Below are 21581 nucleotides of genomic sequence, written 5' to 3' on the forward strand. Positions count from 1 at the left end.
GGGTAACAGGGGTAACGAGATGATTCCAGTACGAGGCTTGGAGGGTGCGCAGGTGGCGGTCCTGGGGCTGGGCCGGTCCGGTCTTGCGGCGGCGCGGGCGCTGGCGGCGGGCGGCGCGCAGCCCCTGTGCTGGGACGACAACGCCGAGGCCCGCGCCCGCGCCGAGGCCGAGGGGCTCGTCTGCGCCGACCTCAAGGCGCCGGGCGCCTTCGAGGCCATCGCGCGGCTGATCGTCAGCCCCGGCATTCCGCATCTCTATCCCGCGCCGAACCCCGTGGTGCAGGCCGCGCTGGAAGCGGGCGTGCCGGTGGACAACGACATCGGGCTCTTCTTCCAAAGCTTCGCGACCCCCGACTGGGACGGGTACGACGTGATGCCGCGGGTGGTGGCGGTCACCGGGTCGAACGGCAAATCCACCACCTCGGCGCTGATCCATCACATCCTCGAACACGCGCAGCGGCCCTGCCAGCTGGCGGGGAACATCGGGCGGGGGGTGCTGGATCTCGACCCGGCGGTGGACGGCGAGGTGGTGGTGCTGGAATTGTCGAGCTACCAGACCGAGCTGGCGCGGGCGCTGACGCCGGACGTGGCGGTCTTTACCAACCTGAGCCCGGATCACCTGGACCGGCACCATGGTATGGGCGGCTACTTCGCGGCCAAGCGCCGGCTGTTCGCCGAAGGCGGGCCGGACCGCGCCGTGATCGGGGTGGACGAGGTCGAGGGGCTGTACCTTGCCGGGCAGTTGAGCGAGGGGCGGGCCGACGACCGGGTGATCCGGGTCAGCGTGGACCGCAAGCTGACCGGGCCGGGCTGGCAGGTCTTTGCGCGCAAGGGGTTCCTGTCGGAGTATCGCAAGGGCAAGCAGGCGGGCGCCATCGACCTGCGGGGCGTGGCCGGGCTGCCGGGGGCGCACAACCACCAGAACGCCTGTGCCGCCTATGCCGCCTGCCGGTCGCTGGGGCTCGCGCCGCGGGTGATCGAGGCGGCGTTCCACACCTTCGGCGGGCTGCCGCACCGGTCGCAGACCATCGCGGAGGTGGGCGGCGTGCGTTACGTCAACGACAGCAAGGCCACCAATGTCGATTCCGCGGCCAAGGCGCTGGCGGCCTTCGGCAACATCCGCTGGATCTGCGGCGGGCTGGAAAAGGAAGGCGGTCTGGAAGGGCTGGCGGGGGCCACGGGCGGCGTCCGCAAGGCCTATGTCATCGGGCGGGAAGCCGCGGCCTTCGCCATGCAGCTGAACGTGGAGGCCGAGGTCTGCGGCACGATGGAGGTTGCCGTGGCCCGCGCGGTGGCCGAGGCGGAACCGGGAGACGTGGTGCTGCTGGCCCCGGCGGCGGCCAGTTTCGACCAGTACGACAGCTTTGAACGGCGGGGCGAGGACTTTGCCGCGCGGGTCGCGGCGGAAGTCGGCGTTGCCCATGGGTAACGTCCTGTTTTCGTTAGTAAAACATTAACCCTTTGCCGATGTGGCGATGGCGTTCCCGCAGGCGACGGCGGAGGACCATGCCCATTGGAAATTGTAGCCGCCCAGCCAGCCCGTGACATCCAGCGCTTCACCGATGAAATGCAGGCCGGGCACATCGCGGCTTTGCATGGTGCCGGAGGAGATGCGATCGGTGGCGACCCCGCCCAGCGTGACCTCGGCGGTTCGGTAGCCCTCGGAGCCGGTCGGCTTGAGATGCCACTGGCGCAGGGCTTGGGTGATCTCGGCGAGGCGGGCGTCTGACTGGTCCGCGAGGTTGCCCGACAGGCCAAGCGCGGGGGCAAGGTGATCCACCAGCCTTGCGGGCAGGTGGCGGCCCAGTTCGGTCGAAATGGCGCGCCGGCCCTCTGTCTGGCGTTGCGCGCGCAGGGTCGTCAGCAGGCTGTCGCCCGGATCGAGGTCGAGGGAGAGGGTGTCGCCCTCGCGCCAGTAGGACGAGGCCTGAAGGATGGCGGGACCGGACAGGCCGCGATGGGTGAACAGCACCGCCTCGTCGAAGGCCGTGCCGCCGGCCGTGACACGCGCGGGCGCGGCGACACCCGAGATCGGCGCGAACCTCTGGTCGGAGAAGGTCAGCGGGACGAGTGCCGGGCGCGTGTCGGTCACGGCGTGGCCGAACTGGCGGGCGATGTCGTAGGCGAGGCCGGTCGCGCCCATCGCGGGGATCGACTTGCCGCCGGTGGCCACCACGAGGTTGCGCGCCCTGACGATCCGGCGCGCGCCCTCGCGGTCGAGCGTGACCGCGAACCGGCTGCCGTCGTGGGTGATCTCGCCCACGGTCGTGCGCAGCCAGAGGTCGGCCCCGGCCGCCGTCATCTCGTCGCGCAGCATTTGGATGATCTGGGGCGATTTCCCGTCGCAGAACAACTGGCCGAGGGTTTTCTCGTGCCAGGTGATGCCGTGCCGCGCGACCAGATCGATGAAATCCCACTGGGTATAGCGGCTGAGGGCGGACTTGGCGAAATGCGGGTTCTGGCCGAGAAAGTTCGCGGGCCCGGTGTGCATGTTGGTGAAATTGCACCGCCCGCCGCCCGAGATGCGGATCTTTTCGCCCGGCGCCTTGCCGTGATCCACGACAAGCGTGCCGGGCCCTGCGTGGGCCGCGCACATCATGCCGGCGGCCCCGGCGCCGAGGATCAGGGTGGTGACGTCCATGCGCGGGCCATGCCCGCTTTGCGCGCGCCGGTCAAGCGCGGGCCGGGATCAACCCGGCGTGAGGTCGCCTTGCCCCGCCGGCGGCGTGCGCCAGTTCCAAGCGAGCGGGTTCTTGATGGCGTCTTCCCGCCCTCCGGGAAATTTTTTTCGGCGCCCGTATCCGCGCGAAAGCCATGACAGAGCGTCCGGACGCAGGGCAGGCGCCGTCCGCGCCTTTGCCGGCGGGGTCGGGCCATGGAACGCGGGCTGGAAACGCCGCGTTGGAATGTCGCAACTCAAGACATTGGAGGAGTCACATGAACATCCAGACAAGACCCGACATGCTGACCACTCAGGACGAGTATCCGACCCGGCTGCCCGGCGAGGAACGGCTGAGCAGGCGCAAGGACCCGGTGCTGTGGTCCGAGTGGTCCGACGACGCGCCGATCGCCAAGGCGGAAGCCGAGCATTATGCCGAGAACGGCTATCTCGTGCGGCGCGACCTTTTCGATGCGGACGAGCTGAAGATGCTGACCGAGACGGCCGATCTTCTGCGCGAGGGCGGCGGTGACGTTCCGGACGCCGACCTGATCCGCGAGCCGGACAGCGATGCCGTGCGCACCGTATTTCGCCTTGACCAGCATTCCGAGGCATTCCGCCGTCTGGCCTGCGATCATCGTCTGGCTGGCGTGGCCGAGTTCCTTCTCGGCGACCGGGTGTACCTGCACCAGTCGCGCCTGAACTACAAACCGGGCTTTGCCGGCAAGGAGTTCTACTGGCACTCGGATTTCGAGACATGGCACGCCGAGGACGGGATGCCGCGGATGCGCGCCGTATCGGCTTCGGTGCTGCTGACGCCGAACGGTCCGCACAACGGGCCGCTGCTGCTGGTGCCCGGATCGCAGGGCGTTTTCATCAGCTGTGCCGGCGAGACGCCGAAGGACAACCACGAGACCTCGCTGAAGGAACAGAAGGTCGGGGTGCCGCAGCCCGGTACGATCGACCGGCTGGCGCGCGACGCAGGTGGTATCGCCTCGGCCGAGGGGGACACCGGCACGGTGATCTTCTTCGAGTGCAACACCCTGCACGGGTCCAACGGCAACATCACGCCCGATCCCCGCGCGAATGCGTTTTTCGTCTACAACGCGATGTCCAACGCCGTGACCGCGCCCTTCGCGGCATCGGCGCCGCGCCCGGATTTCCTCGCCAACCGCGAGACGCCGGAAGCGATCCGGCCGATTTCGGGTAGATTGGTCGACTGAACGCGATCCGGTGGGTGCAGAACGCTTCCCACCGGATCGAACTGCTGCTATACTGATCCGAACGCCCCCGGCAAAAGAGGGGCAAGAGGCAGTCTGAGGCAGTGTATCCATGACAGAGATGGTCTATGGCGCGGTTCCCGTTCGGGAAGGCGAGCCGATTGTTCCGAAATGGTGGCGTACCGTCGATCGCTGGGCATTGTCCTGCGTCCTGATGCTGTTCGCCGTCGGCATGTTGCTGGGCCTTGCCGCGTCACCGCCGCTGGCGGCCAAGAACGGCTTTGATCCTTTCCACTACGTTCAGCGTCAGGCGTTCTTCGGCGGGCTCGCGATCGTCGCGATGGTGGTGACCTCCATGATGTCGCCCGTCGTGGTGCGGCGTCTCGCCGTCATCGGTTTCATCGGCGCCTTCGTGGCACTTGCCCTGCTGCCCTTTCTCGGCACCGATTTCGGCAAGGGTGCTACGCGGTGGTATTCGCTGGGCTTCGCCAGTGTGCAGCCGTCCGAGTTCCTCAAGCCCGGTTTCATCGTGGTGACGGCGTGGCTGATGGCGGCGAGCGTGGAAATCAACGGTCCGCCGGGCAAGGCGTGGTCCTTTGCGCTGTGCATGTCGATCGTGCTGATGCTGGCGCTGCAGCCGGACTTCGGGCAGGCCTGCCTCGTGCTTTTCGGCTGGGGCGTAATGTATTTCGTCGCCGGGGCCCCGATGACCCTGCTGGTGGGCATGGCGGGGCTGGTGGTGATGGCCGGCAGTTTCGCCTATTCCAACTCCGAGCACTTCGCGCGGCGGATCGACGGGTTCCTGAGCCCGGACGTCGATCCGACCACGCAGCTTGGCTATGCCACCAACGCCATCATCGAGGGCGGGTTCTTTGGCGTCGGCGTGGGTGAGGGCGAGGTGAAGTGGTCGCTTCCCGACGCCCATACCGATTTCATCATCGCGGTGGCGGCCGAGGAATACGGGCTGGTGCTGGTGCTGTGCATCATCGCGCTTTACACCGGAATTGTCGTGCGGTCGCTCCTGCGTCTCGTGCGGGAACGCGACCCCTTCATCCGGCTCGCTGGGACGGGCCTTGCCTGTATCTTCGGCGTTCAGGCCATGATAAACATGGGGGTGGCGGTACGGCTGCTGCCGGCCAAGGGGATGACGCTGCCTTTCGTCAGCTACGGCGGGTCGTCGGTGATCGCCTCGGGCATCGCCGTGGGCATGCTGCTGGCCTTTACCCGCAGCCGTCCGCAGGGCGAGATTTCCGACATTCTTGGCCGGGGCCGGGGCCGCTAGCCCCGCGCCGCCGGACGGAGGACACCATGACCGCACCCTTGTTGATCATCGCAGCCGGCGGCACCGGGGGGCACATGTTCCCCGCGCAGGCGCTGGCGGAGGTGATGCTGGCGCGCGGCTGGCGGGTGCGCCTGTCCACCGACGCGCGGGGTGCGCGCTATACCAGCGGATTCCCGTCCGAGGTCGACATCCAGCAGGTCAGTTCGGCCACTTTCGCGCGGGGCGGCCCGCTGGCCAAGGCCATGGTGCCGCTGCGGATCGGGGCAGGGGCGCTGGGTGCGGCGGTGCGGATGATGCGCGACCGGCCCGCGGTGGTCGTCGGCTTCGGCGGCTATCCGAGCATTCCGGCGCTCTCGGCGGCGACGCTGCTGCGCGTGCCGCGCATGATACATGAACAGAACGGCGTGCTGGGGCGGGTCAACACGCTTTTCGCGCGCCGGGTGGATGCGATGGCCTGCGGCACGTGGCCGACCGACCTGCCCGACGGGGTCGAGGGCGTGCACGTGGGCAATCCCGTGCGCAGCGCGGTGCTGGACCGGGCGGGGGCGGGTTACATCCCGCCGGGCGACTATCCGATGGAGATCCTCGTGATGGGCGGCTCGCAGGGCGCGCGGATCCTCAGCGACGTGGTGCCTGCCGCGCTCGCGGCGTTGCCGCTTGCCATGCTCAGGAACATCCGCGTGAGCCATCAGGCCCGCGAGGAGGACGGCCAGCGGGTCGCGGACTTCTACGCCGAGAACGCCATCGCGGCGGATGTGCAGCCTTTCTTCGACGACGTGCCACGCCGGATGTCGGAGGCGCAACTGGTCATCAGCCGATCCGGCGCGTCCTCGGTCGCGGACATCTCGGTGATCGGCCGGCCGTCGATCCTGATCCCCTTTGCCGCCGCGACGGGCGACCACCAGACCGCCAACGCGCGGGGACTGGTGGAGGCGGGCGCGGCGGTCATGATCCCCGAAAGCAAGCTCAGCACCGACGCCCTTGCCGAGCAGATCCAAAGCATTCTCGAACAGCCCGACGCGGCCTTGCAGATGTCGCGGGCGGCCCATGCCGTGGGCAAGCCCGAGGCAGCGGAGGCGCTGGCGCAGATGGTCGAAACCCTGGCGCAGGAAGGAAAACGCAGATGAACGCAGCAGCAGCCACCAAACTGCCCACGGATGTGGGCCCGATCCATTTCGTCGGCATCGGCGGTATCGGCATGTCTGGCATCGCGGAAGTGCTGATCAACCACGGCTACCGCGTTCAGGGCTCCGACCTGAAGGCGAGCAAGATCACCGACCGGCTGGCCGATTTTGGCGCCACGATCTTTGAAGGGCAGCGTGCCGAGAACATCGAGGGCGCCGAGGTCGTCGTCATTTCCTCGGCGATCAAGAAGGGCAACGCGGAACTGGACGCCGCACGGCTCAAGGGGCTGCCCATCGTCCGGCGGGCCGAGATGCTGGGCGAACTGATGCGGCTGAAGTCCAATATCGCGGTCGCGGGCACCCACGGCAAGACGACGACGACTACGATGGTCGCGGAACTGCTGGTCAAGGGCGGGATCGATCCCACGGTTGTGAACGGCGGGATCATCCACGCCTACGGCTCCAACGCGCGGATGGGGCAGGGCGAATGGATGGTGGTCGAGGCGGACGAGAGCGACGGGACGTTCAACCGCCTGCCCGCCACCATCGCCATCGTGACCAACATCGACCCCGAGCACATGGAGCACTGGGGCGATTTCGACCGGTTGCGGCAGGGCTTCCTCGACTTCGTGTCGAACATCCCCTTCTACGGGCTGGCGGTCTGCTGCACCGACCACGACGAGGTGCAGAAGCTGGTGGGCAAGATCACCGACCGCCGGGTCGTCACCTATGGCTTCAACGCGCAGGCGGACGTCCGGGCGCGCAACCTGACCTACAAGGCGGGGATCGCGCATTTCGACATCCACCTTCAGGCCGAGGACACGGTGATCGAAGGCTGCGAACTGCCGATGCCGGGTGACCACAACGTGTCCAACGCGCTGAGCGCGGTGGCGGTGGCCCGGCATCTGGGGATGAAGCGGGACGAGATCCGCGCGGCGCTGAAGAGCTTCGGCGGCGTGAACCGGCGCTTCACCAAGGTGGGCGAAGTGGACGGGGTGACCATCATCGACGACTACGGCCACCACCCGGTCGAGATCGCGGCGGTCCTGAAGGCCGCGCGGCAGGCGACCGAGGGGCGGGTGATCGCCGTGCACCAGCCGCACCGCTACACCCGGCTGAGCCATCACTTCGACGAGTTCTGCGCCTGCTTCAACGATGCCGACGTGGTGGGGATCGCCGATGTCTATGCCGCGGGAGAAGACCCGATCGAGGGGGCGGACCGCGACGGGCTGGTGGCGGGCCTGATCCGGCACGGCCATCGCCACGCCCGCGCGGTACAGGGCGAGGACGACCTGCTGCGGCTGGTGCGCGAACAGGCGGGACCGGGCGACATGGTGGTCTGCCTTGGCGCCGGGACCATCAGCGCCTGGGCCAATGCGCTGCCCGATAAGCTGCAGGCGCTCAAGGGCGCCGCGGCCTGAAACGGGCGCCGGGGCCATAATTCTGCCGCGCCGGCGTGGTTCAACCCGCCCGCCGGCTGATCGGAACGCCCCGACAAGCGGGCGACGACACGAGGAAGAGGAAGGAGCAGCGGGCATGACGCTATTATGGGTTTCCGTTCTTTGGGTGCTGGCTTCGGCTGCGGTGGCGATGCTGCCCATGCGGCAGCAGTACGTGCCGGGTGTGGCGCTGCTGATGGCGGCGCCGGTGCTGATCGTGGCGATCGTCGCGCACGTGGGCTGGTTCATGGGCATGCTGGCGCTGGCCGCCTTCGTCTCGATGTACCGCAACCCGCTGCGGTATCTGGTGGCGCGCCTGCGCGGGCAGGAATTCGAGGTTCCCCGGTGACCCCATCGCTGGTCCTTGCCTGCCTGTGGGCGCTGGCCGCCAACGTGATCGCGATGACCCCCAGCCGGGATCACCACTGGCGCAATGCCTACATCCTGATCGCCATCGGCATCCCGATCCTCGGCTACGTCACCATGCAGCATGGTCCCTGGGTCGGGTTGCTGGTGCTGGCGGGCGGATGTTCGGTGCTGCGCTGGCCGGTGATCTACCTGATGCGCTGGTTGCGCCGCGGCGGGCGGGACATGGATGTGAGGGGGCCTGCCGAATGACCGGGACCATCGCCGTGCTCGTGGCGATTCTCGCGGCGTGGATGCTGGCCTGCGCCGTGCAGGGCTACCGCGTCAGGCTGCTGGGTTTTGCCGGCGTTCTGGTGCTGGGGCTGGCGTTGAACATGCTCTGGATGACGCTGCATCTGGACGCGCGGCCGCTGGAGGGCAACGCGCTGATAGCGCAGGCGGCGCTGACGCTCTACGGGCTTTGCGCCTTCGGCGCGGGATGGCTCGTCGGCCGGGTGGTGCGGCAGTTCCGGGCCAGCCGGGTGGACGACAGCACCGTCTGACCCCGCGTGCGGGCCGTTTGACGGCTGCGGACATTGCGGCTACTCCGATGCCATGAGCAAAACCGACCTTCCGGCCGTGCGCGGCAAGCTGACGGCGCAACGCGCGCTGCGAGACCTGACCTGGCTGCGCGTCGGTGGTCCGGCGGATCACCTGTTCCAGCCAGCCGACCTCGACGATCTGCGCGACTTCCTCGCGGCGCTGCCCGACGACGCGACGGTGTTCCCCATGGGTGTCGGATCCAACCTGATCGTCCGGGACGGTGGCCTGCGCGCGGTGGTGATCCGGCTCGGGCGGGGGTTCAACGCGATCGAGATCAGCGGCGACCACGTGATCGCCGGCGCCGCCGCGCTGGACGCCCACGTGGCCCGCAAGGCGGCGGACGCGGGGTTCGACCTGACGTTCCTGCGCACCATTCCGGGCAGTATCGGCGGTGCGGTGCGGATGAATGCGGGCTGCTATGGCAGCTACACGGCGGATCATTTCGTCAGCGCGCAGGCGGTGACGCGACGGGGCGAGATCGTCACCCTCACGGCGGAAGACCTGAATTTCCGCTACCGGCAGAGCGACCTCGACGAGGGCGCGGTGATCGTCGGCGCCGTCTTTGCGCCGCCACGGGGCGTTCCGGAAGAACTGCACGCGCGCATGGAGAAGCAGCTCGCCCGGCGGGACGAGACCCAACCGACCAAAGACCGGTCCGCAGGGAGCACCTTCCGCAACCCGGCGGGCTTTTCCAGCACCGGGCAGGCGGACGACACGCACGAGCTGAAGGCCTGGAAGGTCATCGACGATGCCGGAATGCGCGGTGCCCGGCTGGGCGGGGCACAGATGAGCCCGAAGCATTCCAACTTTCTCATCAACGCGCAGGACGCGAGCGCCGCCGACCTCGAAAACCTTGGCGAACAGGTGCGAAAAAAGGTTTACGATTCCAGCGGGATCACGCTAGAATGGGAAATCATGCGGGTCGGTGATTTCGTGGACGGGCCGGACGCAGAGGCATAAGCCGAAAACGGCGAACACCATAATAACAATGGGCCGAAAATGGCCCGGGACAAAGGCACTTCAGTGGGTATGTCGAGCAGGACAAACCCGACAGTGGCGGTACTATTGGGCGGACTCTCGGCCGAGCGCGAGGTGTCGCTTTCATCGGGGCGCGCTTGCGCCGCTGCACTGCGGGAACATGGCGGATACAAGGTGGTCGAGGTCGACGCGGGCCGCGACCTGTGTGCCGTGCTGGCCGATCTCTCTCCCGATGCCGTTCTGAATTGCCTGCATGGTCGCTGGGGCGAAGACGGCTGCGTGCAGGGCCTGCTCGAATGGATGGGCATTCCCTACAGCCATTCCGGCGTGCTGTCCTCCGCGCTGGCCATGGACAAGCAGCGCAGCAAGGATGTCTATCGCCGCGTCGGGCTGCCGGTGGTCGACAGCTTCATCCGCTGCAAGGCCGAGGTGATGGCGCACCATGTCATGGCGCCGCCCTACGTGGTAAAGCCGAACAACGAGGGATCGTCGGTGGGCGTCTACCTCGTGAACGAGGAGAACAACGGTCCGCCGCAGTTGGACGACGCCATGCCCGAGCACGTGATGGTCGAGACCTACGCGCCGGGGCGCGAGCTGACCACCACGGTCATGGGCGACCGGGCGCTGACCGTCACCGACATCATCACCACCGGCTGGTACGATTACGACGCCAAGTACAAGGCGGGCGGATCGACCCACGTGGTGCCCGCCGACATTCCTTCCGACATATTCGACCTGTGCCTCGACTACGCGCTGCGCGCGCACGCGGCGCTGGGGTGCCGGGGCATCAGCCGGACGGACTTCCGCTGGGACGAGGCGCGCGGCGCCGACGGGCTGATCCTGCTGGAGACGAACACCCAGCCGGGCATGACCGCCACCTCGCTGTCGCCCGAGCAGGCCCAGTCCTGCGGCATATCCTTTCCCGAGCTTTGCGCGTGGATGGTGGAGGACGCCTCATGCGATCGCTGATCCGTCGCAACAGGCAGACGGCGGTCAAGGCCGATCCCGCGCCGTCCCGCTGGGCATGGCGTATTCAGCGCCTCATGCTGACGCCCGGCTTCCGGCTGATGCTGCGCGCGGGCGTGCCGTTCTGCCTGACCCTGATGGCCGGCACGATCTACCTCGCGGATGATGCCCGGCGCACCCAGATCGTCGAGGCGGTCGCGGATGCCCGCCGTGCGATCGAGGAACGCCCCGAATTCATGGTCAAGCTGATGGCCATCGACGGTGCCGAGGACGCGCTGTCCGCCGAGATCCGCGCCGCCGTGCCGATCGAGTTCCCGCTCAGTTCCTTCGATCTGGATCTCGAGCAGGTGCGCGACACGATCAAGGGTCTGAACAGTGTCAAGAACGCCAGCGTGCGGATTAAGCCGGGCGGCGTTCTGCAGGTGGTGGTGATGCCGCGCGTGCCGGTGGCGGTCTGGCGCAACGCGGAAGGGCTGACACTGGTGGACGAGGGCGGCGCGCCGGTCGCGCGCATCGCCGGCCGGGCCGAGCGCCCGGACCTTCCGCTGATCGCGGGCGAGGGTGCTGCGCGCCACGTGCCCGAGGCGCTGACCCTCATCAAGGCGACCGAGCCGATCGCCGGACGGGTGCGCGGGCTGGTGCGGATGGGGGCCCGTCGCTGGGACGTGGTGCTGGACCGGGATCAGCGCATCCTTCTGCCCGAGTACGACGCCCTGCCGGCGCTGGAGCGCGTGATCGCGTTGCAAGGCGCGCAGGAGGTGCTGACCCGCGACGTGTCCCGCGTGGACATGCGGCTGTCGGAGCGCCCCACGGTCAGGCTGACAGAAGAAGCCACCGAAGCGTGGTGGAACATAAAACAGAGCACGGGACGCTAGAGCCCGGCCATATCACAAGGCAGTGACACGATGATGGACCTTTACGACAGTCAACGCTCGATGCGGAACATGCGCCGGATCGCGATGCAGAGGGGGGTCGTGGCCATTCTCGACGTGGGCACGTCGAAGATCGCCTGCCTCGTGCTGCGGTTCGACGGCAGCGGCGAACTGGGTGACGAGGGCGAGATCGGCTCTCTCGCGGGGCAGTCGGGCTTCCGCGTCATCGGGGCGGCGACGACGCGGTCGCGCGGGGTCAGGTTCGGCGAGATCTGCGTCATGAGCGAGACGGAGCGGGCGATCCGCACCGCGCTTCAGGCGGCGCAGAAGATGGCGGGCATCCGCGTCGATCACGTGATCGCCTGTTTCTCGGGCGCCGAGCCCCGCAGTTACGGGCTCGACGCGCAGATCGAACTCGACGGCCAGTCCGTCACGGAGCAGGACGTGGCGCAGGTGCTGGCGAACTGTGACGTTCCGGAATACGGCGAGGATCGCGAGGTGCTGCACGCGCAGCCCGTGAACTTTGCGCTCGACCACCGGTCGGGCCTGATCGACCCGCGCGGACAGCTGGGCAACACGCTGTCGGTGGACATGCACATGCTGACGGTGGATGCCGCCGCCGTGCAGCACCTTGCGCATTGCATCAAGCGCTGTGACCTCGAACTCGCGGGGATCGCGAACTCCGCCTACGTGTCGGGCATCTCGTCGCTGGTTGAGGACGAACAGGAGCTTGGTGCCGCCTGCATCGACATGGGCGGCGGATCGACCGGGGTGTCGATCTTTATCAAGAAGCACATGATCTATGCCGATTCCGTACGGATGGGCGGCGATCACGTGACATCGGACATTTCCATGGGGCTTCAGGTGCCCACCGCGAACGCGGAACGCATCAAGACCTTCTACGGCGGGGTGCATGCCACCGGGATGGACGACCGCGAGATGATCGAGATCGGCGGCGAGACCGGCGATTACGAACACGACCGGCGCACCGCCAGCCGGGCGGAGCTGATCGGCATCATGCGGCCTCGGGTGGAAGAGATCCTCGAGGAGGTCCGGGTGCGGCTGGACGCGGCCGGGTTCGATCACCTGCCCAGCCAGCAGATCGTGCTGACCGGCGGGGGCAGCCAGATCCCCGGACTCGACGGGCTGGCGTCCAAGATCCTTGGCCAGCAGGTGCGCCTGGGGCGTCCGCTGCGTGTCCATGGCCTGCCGCAGGCCGCCACCGGCCCCGGCTTTGCCAGCGCGGTGGGCCTGTCCCTGTTCGCGGCGCATCCGCAGGACGAATGGTGGGACTTCGACATTCCGGCCGATCGCTACCCGGCGCGGTCGCTGAAACGCGCCGTGAAATGGTTCAGGGACAACTGGTGATCGCAATATGGAGTGGGGTCACCGACATGCGGGCAAAATCAGCAAGAATCTGCCCATATATTGCGTAATTATGGTGTTTTGTAGGTGACGATGCGGCAGCAAACCGTTAAGCTTTCCTGAAATCTCGACGACGAAGCGCTCATGGGACGTGGGCTAAAAAACAGGCGGACAGCACATGACACTGAACCTTTCATTGCCCGGACAGGACGATCTGAAACCCCGTATCACCGTCTTTGGTGTGGGCGGCGCCGGTGGTAACGCGGTCAATAATATGATCGAAAAACAACTGGATGGCGTCGATTTCGTCGTGGCCAACACCGACGCGCAGGCGTTGCAGCAGGCCCGTGCGGAGAACAAGGTTCAGCTGGGAATCAAGGTGACCGAAGGGCTGGGCGCGGGTGCGCGGGCCTCTGTCGGTGCCGCGGCGGCCGAAGAATCAATCGAACAGATCGTCGATCACCTCGCCGGTGCGCACATGTGCTTCATCACCGCAGGCATGGGCGGCGGCACCGGCACGGGCGCGGCCCCGATCATCGCCCAGGCCGCGCGTGAGCTGGGCGTGCTAACCGTGGGCGTCGTGACCAAGCCGTTCCAGTTCGAGGGCGCCAAGCGGATGCGCCAGGCCGAGGACGGCGTCGAGGCGCTGCAGAAGGTCGTCGATACGCTCATCATTATCCCGAACCAGAACCTGTTCCGGCTCGCGAACGAGAAGACGACCTTCACCGAGGCATTTTCGATGGCCGATGACGTTCTGTACCAGGGCGTCAAGGGCGTGACCGACCTGATGGTGCGTCCGGGTCTCATCAACCTCGACTTCGCCGACGTGCGCGCCGTGATGGACGAGATGGGCAAGGCGATGATGGGCACCGGCGAGGCCGAGGGCGAAGATCGCGCCATCCAGGCCGCCGAGAAGGCCATCGCCAACCCGCTGCTGGACGAGATCAGCCTGCGCGGTGCGAAGGGCGTTCTCATCAACATCACCGGCGGTGCCGACCTGACCCTCTTCGAACTGGACGAGGCCGCCAACCGCATCCGCGAGGAAGTGGACCCGGAAGCCAACATCATCGTCGGCTCGACCATGGACGAGGGCATGGGCGGCGTGATGCGCGTGAGCGTGGTGGCCACCGGCATCGACGCGACCGACGTGAACACCGACATCCCGGTGCCGCGCCGGTCCATGAGCCAGCCGCTCAAGCCGCAGACCGTGACCGAGGAAGCGCCGGCGCCCGCCGCGGCAGCCGTCGCCGCCTCCACGCAGCAGGACAGCCAGAAGCCTCTGTTCGAGGACATGGACGTGCAGCGTGCCGCCGCCGAGGAGCAGGCAGAGGACATCTTTGCCGAGGACACTGCGCAGGAGACGGACGATCTGCCGCCGCCCGCGTACCAGCCGCAGGTCGCCGCCTTCGAGCCGCGTCAGGAAGACGACAGCATCGAGGCCGAAGTGGAGCCGGAAGCCTACGTGGCGCCCCGCGCGCCCGCACCGGGCACGCCGTCTCCCGAGGCGCTGGCACGTCTGCGCGCCGCAGCGCAGAAGGCCAATCCCGAACAGGCGCGTCCGGCAGCGCAGCAGGCGCGTCCGCAGCACGCCGCGCAGGGCGGTCAGGACAAACCGCGCTTTGGCATCAATTCGCTGATCAACCGCATGACCGGCCATGGCGAAAGCGACAGCCAGGCGCAGCCGCAGCACCGCCCGGTGCGCCAGCAGCCGCCCGTCCAGCACACGCCGCAGCGCAGCGCATCTGCCGCGCCGCAGCCCTCGCAGGAGGCCGATCCGGACCAGGAACGCATCGAAATTCCCGCGTTCCTGCGCCGTCAGGCAAACTGAGACCTCACATATTCGAACGGGAAAGGCCGCCTTTGGGCGGCCTTTTTCATTTGTGAACAGGGAGTTGCGGCCGGTCGGGCGCGATCGTGCGCATTTGTGACAGACATGTTTCAGTCGGTTGCAAAGATTGAGTTGAGTGAAACGAACCCCGCCCTTAACTCTGGGTTCAACTTAGACAACGATCTATGAACCCTGAGGACGAGCCCGTGCAAACCACCATCAAATCCCCGATTTCCTTCGGCGGTCATGGCCTGCATTCCGGTGCGCCGGCCACGGTTACCGTGAATCCCGCCAGCGCGCATCATGGCATCTGGTTCAAAAGGACGGACATCTCTCTGGGTGACCGGCTGATCCCGGCGCGGTGGGATGCGGTGAACCGCTCTCCGCTGTGCACCAAGCTGGAAAACGCCGCCGGTCTGCATGTGTCGACCGTTGAACATGTCATGGCCGCCCTGGCGGGCTGTGGCATCCACAACGCGCTGATCGAGATTGATGGCCCCGAAGTGCCGATCCTCGACGGGTCGGCGGTGCAGTTCGTGCGCGGCTTCATGCAGCGCGGCATCCGCGTGCTGGCCGCGCCGGTAATGGCCTTTGAAGTGCTCAAGGAAGTGACGGTCACCGACGGCGAAGCGCGGGCGACCCTCGCACCGTCCGACACGCTGCGGATCGATTTCGAGATCGATTTTCAGGATGCCGCCATCGGCCACCAGAAGAAAACCCTTGTCATGAACAACGGATCCTTCGCCCGCGAGCTGTGCGACAGCCGGACATTCTGCCGTCGCGCGGACGTCGAGGCCATGCGCGCCAACGGTCTGGCCCTGGGCGGCACCGCGGAGAACGCGGTTGTCGTGGACGGGGACACCATCCTGACGCCGGGCGGCCTGCGCCATGCGGACGAGCCGGTGCGGCACAAGATGCTGGACGCGCTGGGAGACCTCGCCCTCGCGGGGGCGCCGCTGCTGGGCCATTACACCGGCTACCGCGCGGGCCATTCGCTGACCAACACGCTGCTGCGCGCGCTTTTCGCGACGCCGGATGCCGTTCGGCTGGTCAAATGCGACCCACTGATGACCGCGCGTCTGCCCGGTTCGGGCCTTGTCTGGGACGAGATCCCGCAGGTCGCCTGAGCGGGCGCGGCGGTATCGCTTTACACCCATTGAAACACGCCGCAAGGCGCTGTATTCCCGATGCAAAGCCATCTGGCGCGGTCGCGTTCACGCATTCGGACGTCACCATGCTACAAAGCGCGTAATGCAAGTTTTGCCGCGCAAAATATTGTGGTAGTCAGAGGCTCAACAGGGGTCGCAAGGCCATGGGCAGGACCGGACGAAGGGGGAAACGCATGTCTCGGACGATATCGCGCAAGCGGATGATCGGAACGGTCCTTGTCGTCGCTGCCCTCGGGGCGTGTGGCAACCAGGACACCGGACGGTTCACCAAGAACTTCTTCAACCCGCAGGAAATCCCGCTCGAAACCTATTCGGCGGAGCAGATCTTCGAGCGGGGCGAGTTCGAACTGAACCGCCGGCAACCGCAGGAAGCGGCGTTCTATTTCGCCGAGATCGAGCGGCTTTATCCCTATTCCGAATGGGCGAAGCGCGCGCTGATCATGCAGGCGTTTTCCTATCACCAGGACCAAGACTATCCCAACAGCCGGTCCGCCGCGCAGCGGTTCATCGATTTCTACCCCGATGACGACGACGCGGCCTATGCCCAGTATCTGCTGGCACTCAGCTACTATGACCAGATCGACGAAGTCGGTCGCGACCAGGGGCTGACCTTTCAGGCGCTTCAGTCCCTTCGTGATGTCATCGAACGTTATCCCGACAGCGAATATGCCAAGGCGTCGATCCTGAAATTCGACCTTGCCTTCGATCACCTTGCCGGCAAGGAAATGGAGATCGGCCGCTACTACCTGCGGCGCAACCACTATACGGCGGCGATCAACCGGTTCCGCGTCGTGGTCGAGGACTTCCAGACCACCACCCATACCGCCGAGGCCCTTCATCGCCTCGTGGAGGCCTATCTGTCGCTGGGCCTGACGCGGGAAGCGCAGACCGCGGGCGCGATCCTCGGTCACAACTTCCAGGGCAGCGAGTGGTACGAGGACAGCTACAAGCTTCTGACCGGGCAGGGCCTGCAGCCGGCGTTCTACAAGAACAACTGGCTGGGTGCGATCTACCGCCAGACGATCAAGGGCGAGTGGTTGTAAGCGGGGCGGGCTGAGGCCCGGCCCATCGGAAAGCTGTCATGCTGCGCGGACTCGACATTTCTGACATGCTGATCATCGATCGGCTGGAGCTCGGCTTTCAGCCGGGTCTGAACGTGCTGACGGGCGAAACCGGGGCGGGCAAGTCGATCCTGCTGGACAGTCTGGGTTTCGTGCTGGGCTGGCGCGGGCGTGCGGACCTCGTCCGGCAAGGGGCGGAGCAGGGCGAAGTGACCGCATGGTTCGACCTGCCGCCCGGCCACCCGGCCCACCGCGTGCTGGAAGAAGCGGGATTGCCCGGCGGGGACGAGCTGATCCTGCGGCGGATCAACACCTCGGACGGGCGCAAGACATCATGGGTGAACGACCGCCGCTGTTCGGGCGAGGTGCTGCGCGCCCTGTCGGACACGCTGGTCGAGCTGCATGGCCAGCACGACGACCGGGGCCTGCTGAACCCGCGGGGTCACCGGGCGATCCTTGACGATTTCGCGGGCAACGCGGCGGCGCTGGCCCGGACCCGCAGCGCGTGGGCCGCGCTGTCGGCGGCGCGCAAGGCGGCGGAGCGGGCGGCGCGGGAGCGGGCGGAGATCGCGGCGGAAGAGGAATTCCTGCGCCACGCGGTCACAGAGCTGGACAAGCTGGACCCGCAGGAGGGCGAGGAAGCGGCGCTGGACACCCGCCGGCGCCTGATGCAAAGCGCCGAGAAGATCCGAGCGGACGTGGTGAACGCCTACGAGATCATGGGCCAGAACGGGGCGGAGCGGGCACTGGGCGACGCCTTGCGCTGGCTGGACGGGGCGGCGGCACGGGCCGAGGGGGCGCTGGAAGCGCCGATGGCCGCGCTCAACCGCGCGATGGTCGAACTGGACGAGGCGATGTCGGGCGTGGCGGATGCGATCGACGGCATGTCCTTCAACCCGCTGGAACTGGAAGAAACGGAAGAGCGGCTGTTCGCGATCCGGGCGCTGGCGCGCAAGCACGACGTGGCGCCCGACGATCTGGCAGGCTTCGCGGAAACCCTGCGCGCGAAGCTGGACGCGCTGGACGCGGGGGAGGCGGCCCAGGCGGACCTGGAAAAAGCGGTGCGCGATGCGGAGGCGGCCTATGCCGCCGCGGCGGAGGCGTTGAGCGCCGCACGGGCCACCGCGGCGCGCAAGCTGGACAAGGCGGTCACCGCGGAACTCGCCCCGCTCAAGATGGAGCGGGCGGTCTTCGAGACCCGGATCGAGCCCGAAGACCCCGGCCCCGAGGGGCACGACGCGGTGTCCTTTACCGTGGCGACCAATCCCGGCGCCCCGGCGGGCCCTCTGGGCAAGATCGCCTCCGGGGGCGAGCTCAGCCGGTTCCTGCTGGCCTTGAAGGTGTGCCTGACGCAGGGCCAGTCCGGACTGACGCTGATCTTCGACGAGATCGACCGAGGGGTCGGCGGGGCGACGGCCGATGCCGTGGGCCGGCGGCTGTCGGCGCTCGCGGCGGACGGGCAGGTGCTGGTGGTGACCCATTCGCCGCAGGTGGCGGCCCTCGGCGCGCATCACTGGCGCGTCGCCAAGGCGGTGAACAAGGGCATGACCACATCAACCGTCGTGCCGCTGAGCCCGCCGGAGCGGGTGGACGAGGTGGCGCGGATGCTGTCGGGCGACCAGGTGACCGATGCGGCCCGTGCGGCGGCAGAGGCCCTGCTGGCGGGATGAGGCTGTCGCGTGGCACCCTGACGCCGCGGGGGCGGCGCACCGCCGCCCGGAGCCGGACAAGGGGAATGGCGCGGGGGCGGCGGACCCGATGAGCGAAGCGGACAGATCCTTTGTCGCCGGGCAGATCAGCGATGCCACCGACGCCTGTCGTCAGGGATGGCGGGTGCTCAAGTCGCAGGGGCCGGGCAAGATCCAGTTCTGGTTCATCGCGCTGGTGATCGGCATCGCGGCGGGGTTCGCGGCGCTGTTCTTCCGCAAGGGCATCAACTGGCTGCAATCCACCCTTTACGGGACCGACGACGTGAACACGCTGCACAGCTTCCTGTCGGGGCTGGAGTGGTACTGGGTCGTGATGATCCCGGCCATCGGCGGCCTGATCGTGGGGATCATCCTGCACCATTTCACGCATGACGCGCGGGCGCGGTCTGTGGCGGACGTGATCGTCGGGTCCGCGCTGCACGAGGGGCGGGTGGAGACACGCGCCGGAATCGCCTCGGCCGTCGCGTCGTGGATCACTCTCAGCACCGGGGGGTCGTCCGGGCGGGAAGGGCCGGTGGTGCATCTGGCGGCGGTGATCTCGACCAAGATCAGCCGGTTGATCCATGCCGACGGCGTCAACGGCCGCGACCTGTTGGGTTGCGCGGTCGCGGCGGCGGTCTCGGCCAGTTTCAACGCCCCGATCGCCGGTGCCCTGTTCGCGCTCGAAGTGGTGCTGCGCCATTTCGCCGTCCATGCCTTTGCCCCGATCGTCATCGCCTCGGCGGCGGGCACGGTGATCAACCGGCTGGAGTTCGGCGGCGTGACGGAATTCGCCCTGCCGACCTACGGCGATCTGCAATTCTATGTCGAACTGCCCGCCTTCCTGCTGCTGGGGCTGACCTGCGGGCTGGTGGCGGTGGCGCTGATGCGCAGCATCTTCTGGGCGGAGGATTTCGGCAACTACCTGCAGGCCCGCACCCGGTTGCCCCGGTGGCTGCGCCCGATGGTGGCGGGCGGGCTGCTGGGCGTGATCGCCCTGTGGTTTCCGCATATCATCGGCGTGGGGTACGAGACCACGTCGCGGGCGCTGACCGGGTCGCTGGTGCTGAACGAGGTGATCGTCTTTACCATGCTCAAGGTGGCGGCGGTGGCGATCACGCTGGGCGGGCGCATGGGCGGCGGGGTGTTTTCGCCCTCGCTGATGATCGGGGCGCTGACCGGTCTGGGGTTCGGGCTCATCGCCACGGGGGTGTTTCCGGATGTATCCGGATCCTCGACGCTTTACGCGCTGGCGGGCATGGGGGCGGTCGCGGCGGCCGTGCTGGGCGCACCGATCTCGACCACGCTGATCGTGTTCGAGATGACGGGCGACTGGCAGACCGGTCTTGCCGTGATGGTGGCGGTGAGCATGTCGACCGCGCTGGGAAGCCGTCTGGTGGACCGCAGTTTCTTCCTGACCCAGATCGAACGGCGGGGCATCCATCTGGCGGCGGGGCCGCAGGCCTATCTTCTGTCCATGTTCACGGCGGCACGGGTCATGCGGCGACCTGACGACACCCATGCCGCGAGCGCCGAAGAGTGCTGGCAGCTCATCGACGAGGGGACCTACATCGACGCGACGGCGACGCTCGAATCGGCGCTGCCGATCTTCGAGAACACGGGCGTGCGGTTCATCCCGGTTGTAACGCTATCCGCCGGTACCAACGCCGAGTTGCTGGGGGCGCTTTTTCACGTCGATGCGCTGAAAGCGTACAATCGGGCGCTGGCGGCCACGGCGGCCGAAGAACACAGCTAAGCGTTTCATCTTGCAGGACAGTTACGGCAAAGGCGGCGCGACTGTTTCCGAATCGGCGCAAATATCCGGCCGCGCCGGCATTTTTTGACTTCCTCAATTCGTTAATAAATTCCTAATCTCGGAAATATGTCAAATTTAAGGAGCGGTCTGCCATGCTCGCCTATTTCCTTCTTCCCCTTATTGGTTTGGGGCTCATCGGGGCCATTATCAACGACAACAACGACGATGATCCGGTGACCGAGACACCGGAAACCCCGCAGGAGCCGGAGACGCCGCAGGAGCCTGACCTTCCGGTGACCGAAGGCACGTCGGGCGACGACGTCTATATCGGCACGGGCGGGGACGACCTGTTTCGTGCGGGCGCCGGCGATGACGTCCTGAACGGCTATGGCGGCGACGACACGCTGGACGGGTCCGCCGGGGACGACAGCATCAACGCGGGCGGTGGTGACGACGTGATCGACGGGCGGCAGGGCAATGACACCCTGAGGGGCCGCGAGGAGAACGACACCATCAATGGCGGCTTCGGAGCGGATTCGATCTTTGGCGACGGCGGCGACGACAGCCTGACCGGCGGCGGACAGGGCGACACCATCTTTGGCGGCCGCGGCGACGATTTCATCGCCGGACAGTTGGGCAACGACCTGCTGGAAGGCGGGCTGGGTGCGGATACGATCCTCGGCGGCGCGGGGCAGGACACGCTCATCGGCTACCGGACGCCCACCAACGGCACCGAGATTCCCGGCCTCACGGACGAGGCGCCGGACGTGCTGGACGGCGGCAACAACAACGACCTGATCCGCGCCAACGACGGCGACATCGTCACCGGCGGCGCCGGGGCCGACATCATCGAGGCGCTCGGGTTCGATCAGCCCGGCGAGGCGGCGGTCGTGGTCACCGATTTCGACCCGGAGGAGGACGTGCTGGTCCTGGCCGAAAGCCAGGGTGACCCGCTGAGCATCGAGGCCGACGACAGCCGTCTCGACATCCGCGCGGCGGCCAACGGCACCGACACCGAGGTGGTCTTTGACGGCGTGGTCTGCGCGATATTGCAGAACACGAATGCCTCGGCGCTGGCGTCGAACACGAACTGGCTGGCGAATGTCATGCAGGTCTCCGACCCGCTGCCGTTGCCCACGCCGCCGAACGTTCCCGCCGCGCCGGTTCCGCCCGCGGCCTGAGCGGCGATCACCTGACAAAGGCAGAACGGCGCGGGACATCCCGCG

General features: G+C 67.3%; 19 protein-coding genes. 18 read left to right on the plus strand and 1 reads right to left on the minus strand.

Going from position 1 to position 21581, the window contains the following annotated elements; all coding sequences use genetic code 11:
- Positions 1-19 precede the first annotated feature (19 nt).
- Positions 20-1429, plus strand: a complete 1410-nt coding sequence (murD, locus tag BOO69_RS06210) for a UDP-N-acetylmuramoyl-L-alanine--D-glutamate ligase (protein WP_071971266.1) — start codon at positions 20-22, stop codon at positions 1427-1429.
- A gap of 24 nt (positions 1430-1453) precedes the next feature.
- On the opposite strand, the gene BOO69_RS06215 is transcribed toward murD, so the two are convergent.
- Positions 1454-2641: a BaiN/RdsA family NAD(P)/FAD-dependent oxidoreductase gene (locus tag BOO69_RS06215; protein ID WP_071971268.1), complete on the minus strand. Its 1188-nt coding sequence runs from the start codon at positions 2639-2641 to the stop codon at positions 1454-1456.
- A gap of 296 nt (positions 2642-2937) precedes the next feature.
- Here BOO69_RS06215 and BOO69_RS06220 point away from each other — a divergent pair, with 296 nt between their 5' ends.
- The 17 genes from BOO69_RS06220 (at position 2938) to BOO69_RS06300 (ending at position 21536) form a co-directional block, all read left to right on the plus strand.
- Complete coding sequence (locus BOO69_RS06220; protein ID WP_071971270.1) at positions 2938-3882, plus strand: phytanoyl-CoA dioxygenase family protein; 945 nt, start codon at positions 2938-2940, stop codon at positions 3880-3882.
- A 109-nt stretch (positions 3883-3991) separates the two neighbouring features.
- Positions 3992-5161, plus strand: coding sequence for a putative lipid II flippase FtsW (gene ftsW, locus BOO69_RS06225; RefSeq protein WP_071971272.1), 1170 nt, complete (start codon positions 3992-3994; stop codon positions 5159-5161).
- 26 nt (positions 5162-5187) lie between these two features.
- A complete protein-coding gene (locus BOO69_RS06230; protein WP_071971274.1) occupies positions 5188-6288 on the plus strand; it encodes a UDP-N-acetylglucosamine--N-acetylmuramyl-(pentapeptide) pyrophosphoryl-undecaprenol N-acetylglucosamine transferase in 1101 nt (366 codons plus the stop codon).
- Positions 6285-7706: a UDP-N-acetylmuramate--L-alanine ligase gene (gene murC / locus BOO69_RS06235; RefSeq protein WP_071971276.1), complete on the plus strand. Its 1422-nt coding sequence runs from the start codon at positions 6285-6287 to the stop codon at positions 7704-7706. Before BOO69_RS06230 ends, murC begins: the two co-directional genes overlap by 4 nt.
- Positions 7707-7821: 115 nt before the next feature.
- Complete coding sequence (locus tag BOO69_RS06240; protein ID WP_071971278.1) at positions 7822-8073, plus strand: DUF2484 family protein; 252 nt, start codon at positions 7822-7824, stop codon at positions 8071-8073.
- A complete protein-coding gene (locus BOO69_RS06245) occupies positions 8070-8342 on the plus strand; it encodes a DUF2484 family protein (RefSeq protein WP_071971280.1) in 273 nt (90 codons plus the stop codon). Before BOO69_RS06240 ends, BOO69_RS06245 begins: the two co-directional genes overlap by 4 nt.
- Entirely contained in the window at positions 8339-8632 is a 294-nt protein-coding gene (locus BOO69_RS06250; RefSeq protein ID WP_071971282.1) for a hypothetical protein, read from the plus strand. Before BOO69_RS06245 ends, BOO69_RS06250 begins: the two co-directional genes overlap by 4 nt.
- A gap of 52 nt (positions 8633-8684) precedes the next feature.
- Entirely contained in the window at positions 8685-9632 is a 948-nt protein-coding gene (murB, locus tag BOO69_RS06255) for a UDP-N-acetylmuramate dehydrogenase (protein WP_071971284.1), read from the plus strand.
- Positions 9633-9701: 69 nt separating this feature from the next.
- A complete protein-coding gene (locus BOO69_RS06260; RefSeq protein ID WP_071971290.1) occupies positions 9702-10619 on the plus strand; it encodes a D-alanine--D-alanine ligase in 918 nt (305 codons plus the stop codon).
- Complete coding sequence (locus BOO69_RS06265; RefSeq protein WP_071971291.1) at positions 10607-11491, plus strand: cell division protein FtsQ/DivIB; 885 nt, start codon at positions 10607-10609, stop codon at positions 11489-11491. The genes BOO69_RS06260 and BOO69_RS06265 overlap by 13 nt, the downstream gene beginning before the upstream one ends.
- 30 nt (positions 11492-11521) lie before the next feature.
- Positions 11522-12856 carry a cell division protein FtsA gene (gene ftsA / locus BOO69_RS06270; protein WP_172839504.1) on the plus strand — a complete coding sequence of 445 codons (1335 nt, stop codon included), beginning with the start codon at positions 11522-11524 and terminating at the stop codon, positions 12854-12856.
- A 175-nt stretch (positions 12857-13031) separates the two neighbouring features.
- The gene (ftsZ, locus tag BOO69_RS06275; protein WP_071971293.1) at positions 13032-14681 is read left to right on the plus strand and encodes a cell division protein FtsZ; all 1650 of its coding nucleotides are present in this window, start codon (positions 13032-13034) and stop codon (positions 14679-14681) included.
- Positions 14682-14887: 206 nt separating this feature from the next.
- On the plus strand, positions 14888-15808 hold the full coding sequence (gene lpxC / locus BOO69_RS06280) for a UDP-3-O-acyl-N-acetylglucosamine deacetylase (protein ID WP_071973678.1): 921 nt from the start codon (positions 14888-14890) through the stop codon (positions 15806-15808).
- 215 nt (positions 15809-16023) lie between these two features.
- A complete protein-coding gene (locus BOO69_RS06285) occupies positions 16024-16893 on the plus strand; it encodes an outer membrane protein assembly factor BamD (RefSeq protein WP_071971295.1) in 870 nt (289 codons plus the stop codon).
- A gap of 38 nt (positions 16894-16931) precedes the next feature.
- A complete protein-coding gene (gene recN / locus BOO69_RS06290) occupies positions 16932-18581 on the plus strand; it encodes a DNA repair protein RecN (protein WP_071971298.1) in 1650 nt (549 codons plus the stop codon).
- Positions 18582-18669: 88 nt separating this feature from the next.
- The gene (locus tag BOO69_RS06295; protein WP_071973679.1) at positions 18670-20355 is read left to right on the plus strand and encodes a chloride channel protein; all 1686 of its coding nucleotides are present in this window, start codon (positions 18670-18672) and stop codon (positions 20353-20355) included.
- A 152-nt stretch (positions 20356-20507) separates the two neighbouring features.
- Complete coding sequence (locus BOO69_RS06300; protein WP_071971300.1) at positions 20508-21536, plus strand: calcium-binding protein; 1029 nt, start codon at positions 20508-20510, stop codon at positions 21534-21536.
- Positions 21537-21581 lie beyond the last annotated feature (45 nt).

This window comes from Sulfitobacter alexandrii, assembly GCF_001886735.1.
Classification (GTDB): domain Bacteria; phylum Pseudomonadota; class Alphaproteobacteria; order Rhodobacterales; family Rhodobacteraceae; genus Sulfitobacter; species Sulfitobacter alexandrii.

What these genes read in the sequence shown, in the direction of transcription:
- BOO69_RS06215 (WP_071971268.1), bottom strand. Translation starts at nt 2,641, where the DNA reads ATGGACGTCACCACCCTGATCCTCGGCGCCGGGGCCGCCGGCATGATG.
- BOO69_RS06265 (WP_071971291.1), top strand. Translation starts at nt 10,607, where the DNA reads ATGCGATCGCTGATCCGTCGCAACAGGCAGACGGCGGTCAAGGCCGAT.
- murC (WP_071971276.1), top strand. Translation starts at nt 6,285, where the DNA reads ATGAACGCAGCAGCAGCCACCAAACTGCCCACGGATGTGGGCCCGATC.
- BOO69_RS06220 (WP_071971270.1), top strand. Translation starts at nt 2,938, where the DNA reads ATGAACATCCAGACAAGACCCGACATGCTGACCACTCAGGACGAGTAT.
- murB (WP_071971284.1), top strand. Translation starts at nt 8,685, where the DNA reads ATGAGCAAAACCGACCTTCCGGCCGTGCGCGGCAAGCTGACGGCGCAA.
- BOO69_RS06285 (WP_071971295.1), top strand. Translation starts at nt 16,024, where the DNA reads ATGTCTCGGACGATATCGCGCAAGCGGATGATCGGAACGGTCCTTGTC.
- ftsZ (WP_071971293.1), top strand. Translation starts at nt 13,032, where the DNA reads ATGACACTGAACCTTTCATTGCCCGGACAGGACGATCTGAAACCCCGT.
- BOO69_RS06230 (WP_071971274.1), top strand. Translation starts at nt 5,188, where the DNA reads ATGACCGCACCCTTGTTGATCATCGCAGCCGGCGGCACCGGGGGGCAC.
- ftsW (WP_071971272.1), top strand. Translation starts at nt 3,992, where the DNA reads ATGACAGAGATGGTCTATGGCGCGGTTCCCGTTCGGGAAGGCGAGCCG.
- BOO69_RS06250 (WP_071971282.1), top strand. Translation starts at nt 8,339, where the DNA reads ATGACCGGGACCATCGCCGTGCTCGTGGCGATTCTCGCGGCGTGGATG.
- ftsA (WP_172839504.1), top strand. Translation starts at nt 11,522, where the DNA reads ATGATGGACCTTTACGACAGTCAACGCTCGATGCGGAACATGCGCCGG.
- BOO69_RS06295 (WP_071973679.1), top strand. Translation starts at nt 18,670, where the DNA reads ATGAGCGAAGCGGACAGATCCTTTGTCGCCGGGCAGATCAGCGATGCC.
- BOO69_RS06260 (WP_071971290.1), top strand. Translation starts at nt 9,702, where the DNA reads ATGTCGAGCAGGACAAACCCGACAGTGGCGGTACTATTGGGCGGACTC.
- BOO69_RS06240 (WP_071971278.1), top strand. Translation starts at nt 7,822, where the DNA reads ATGACGCTATTATGGGTTTCCGTTCTTTGGGTGCTGGCTTCGGCTGCG.
- murD (WP_071971266.1), top strand. Translation starts at nt 20, where the DNA reads ATGATTCCAGTACGAGGCTTGGAGGGTGCGCAGGTGGCGGTCCTGGGG.
- BOO69_RS06300 (WP_071971300.1), top strand. Translation starts at nt 20,508, where the DNA reads ATGCTCGCCTATTTCCTTCTTCCCCTTATTGGTTTGGGGCTCATCGGG.
- recN (WP_071971298.1), top strand. Translation starts at nt 16,932, where the DNA reads ATGCTGCGCGGACTCGACATTTCTGACATGCTGATCATCGATCGGCTG.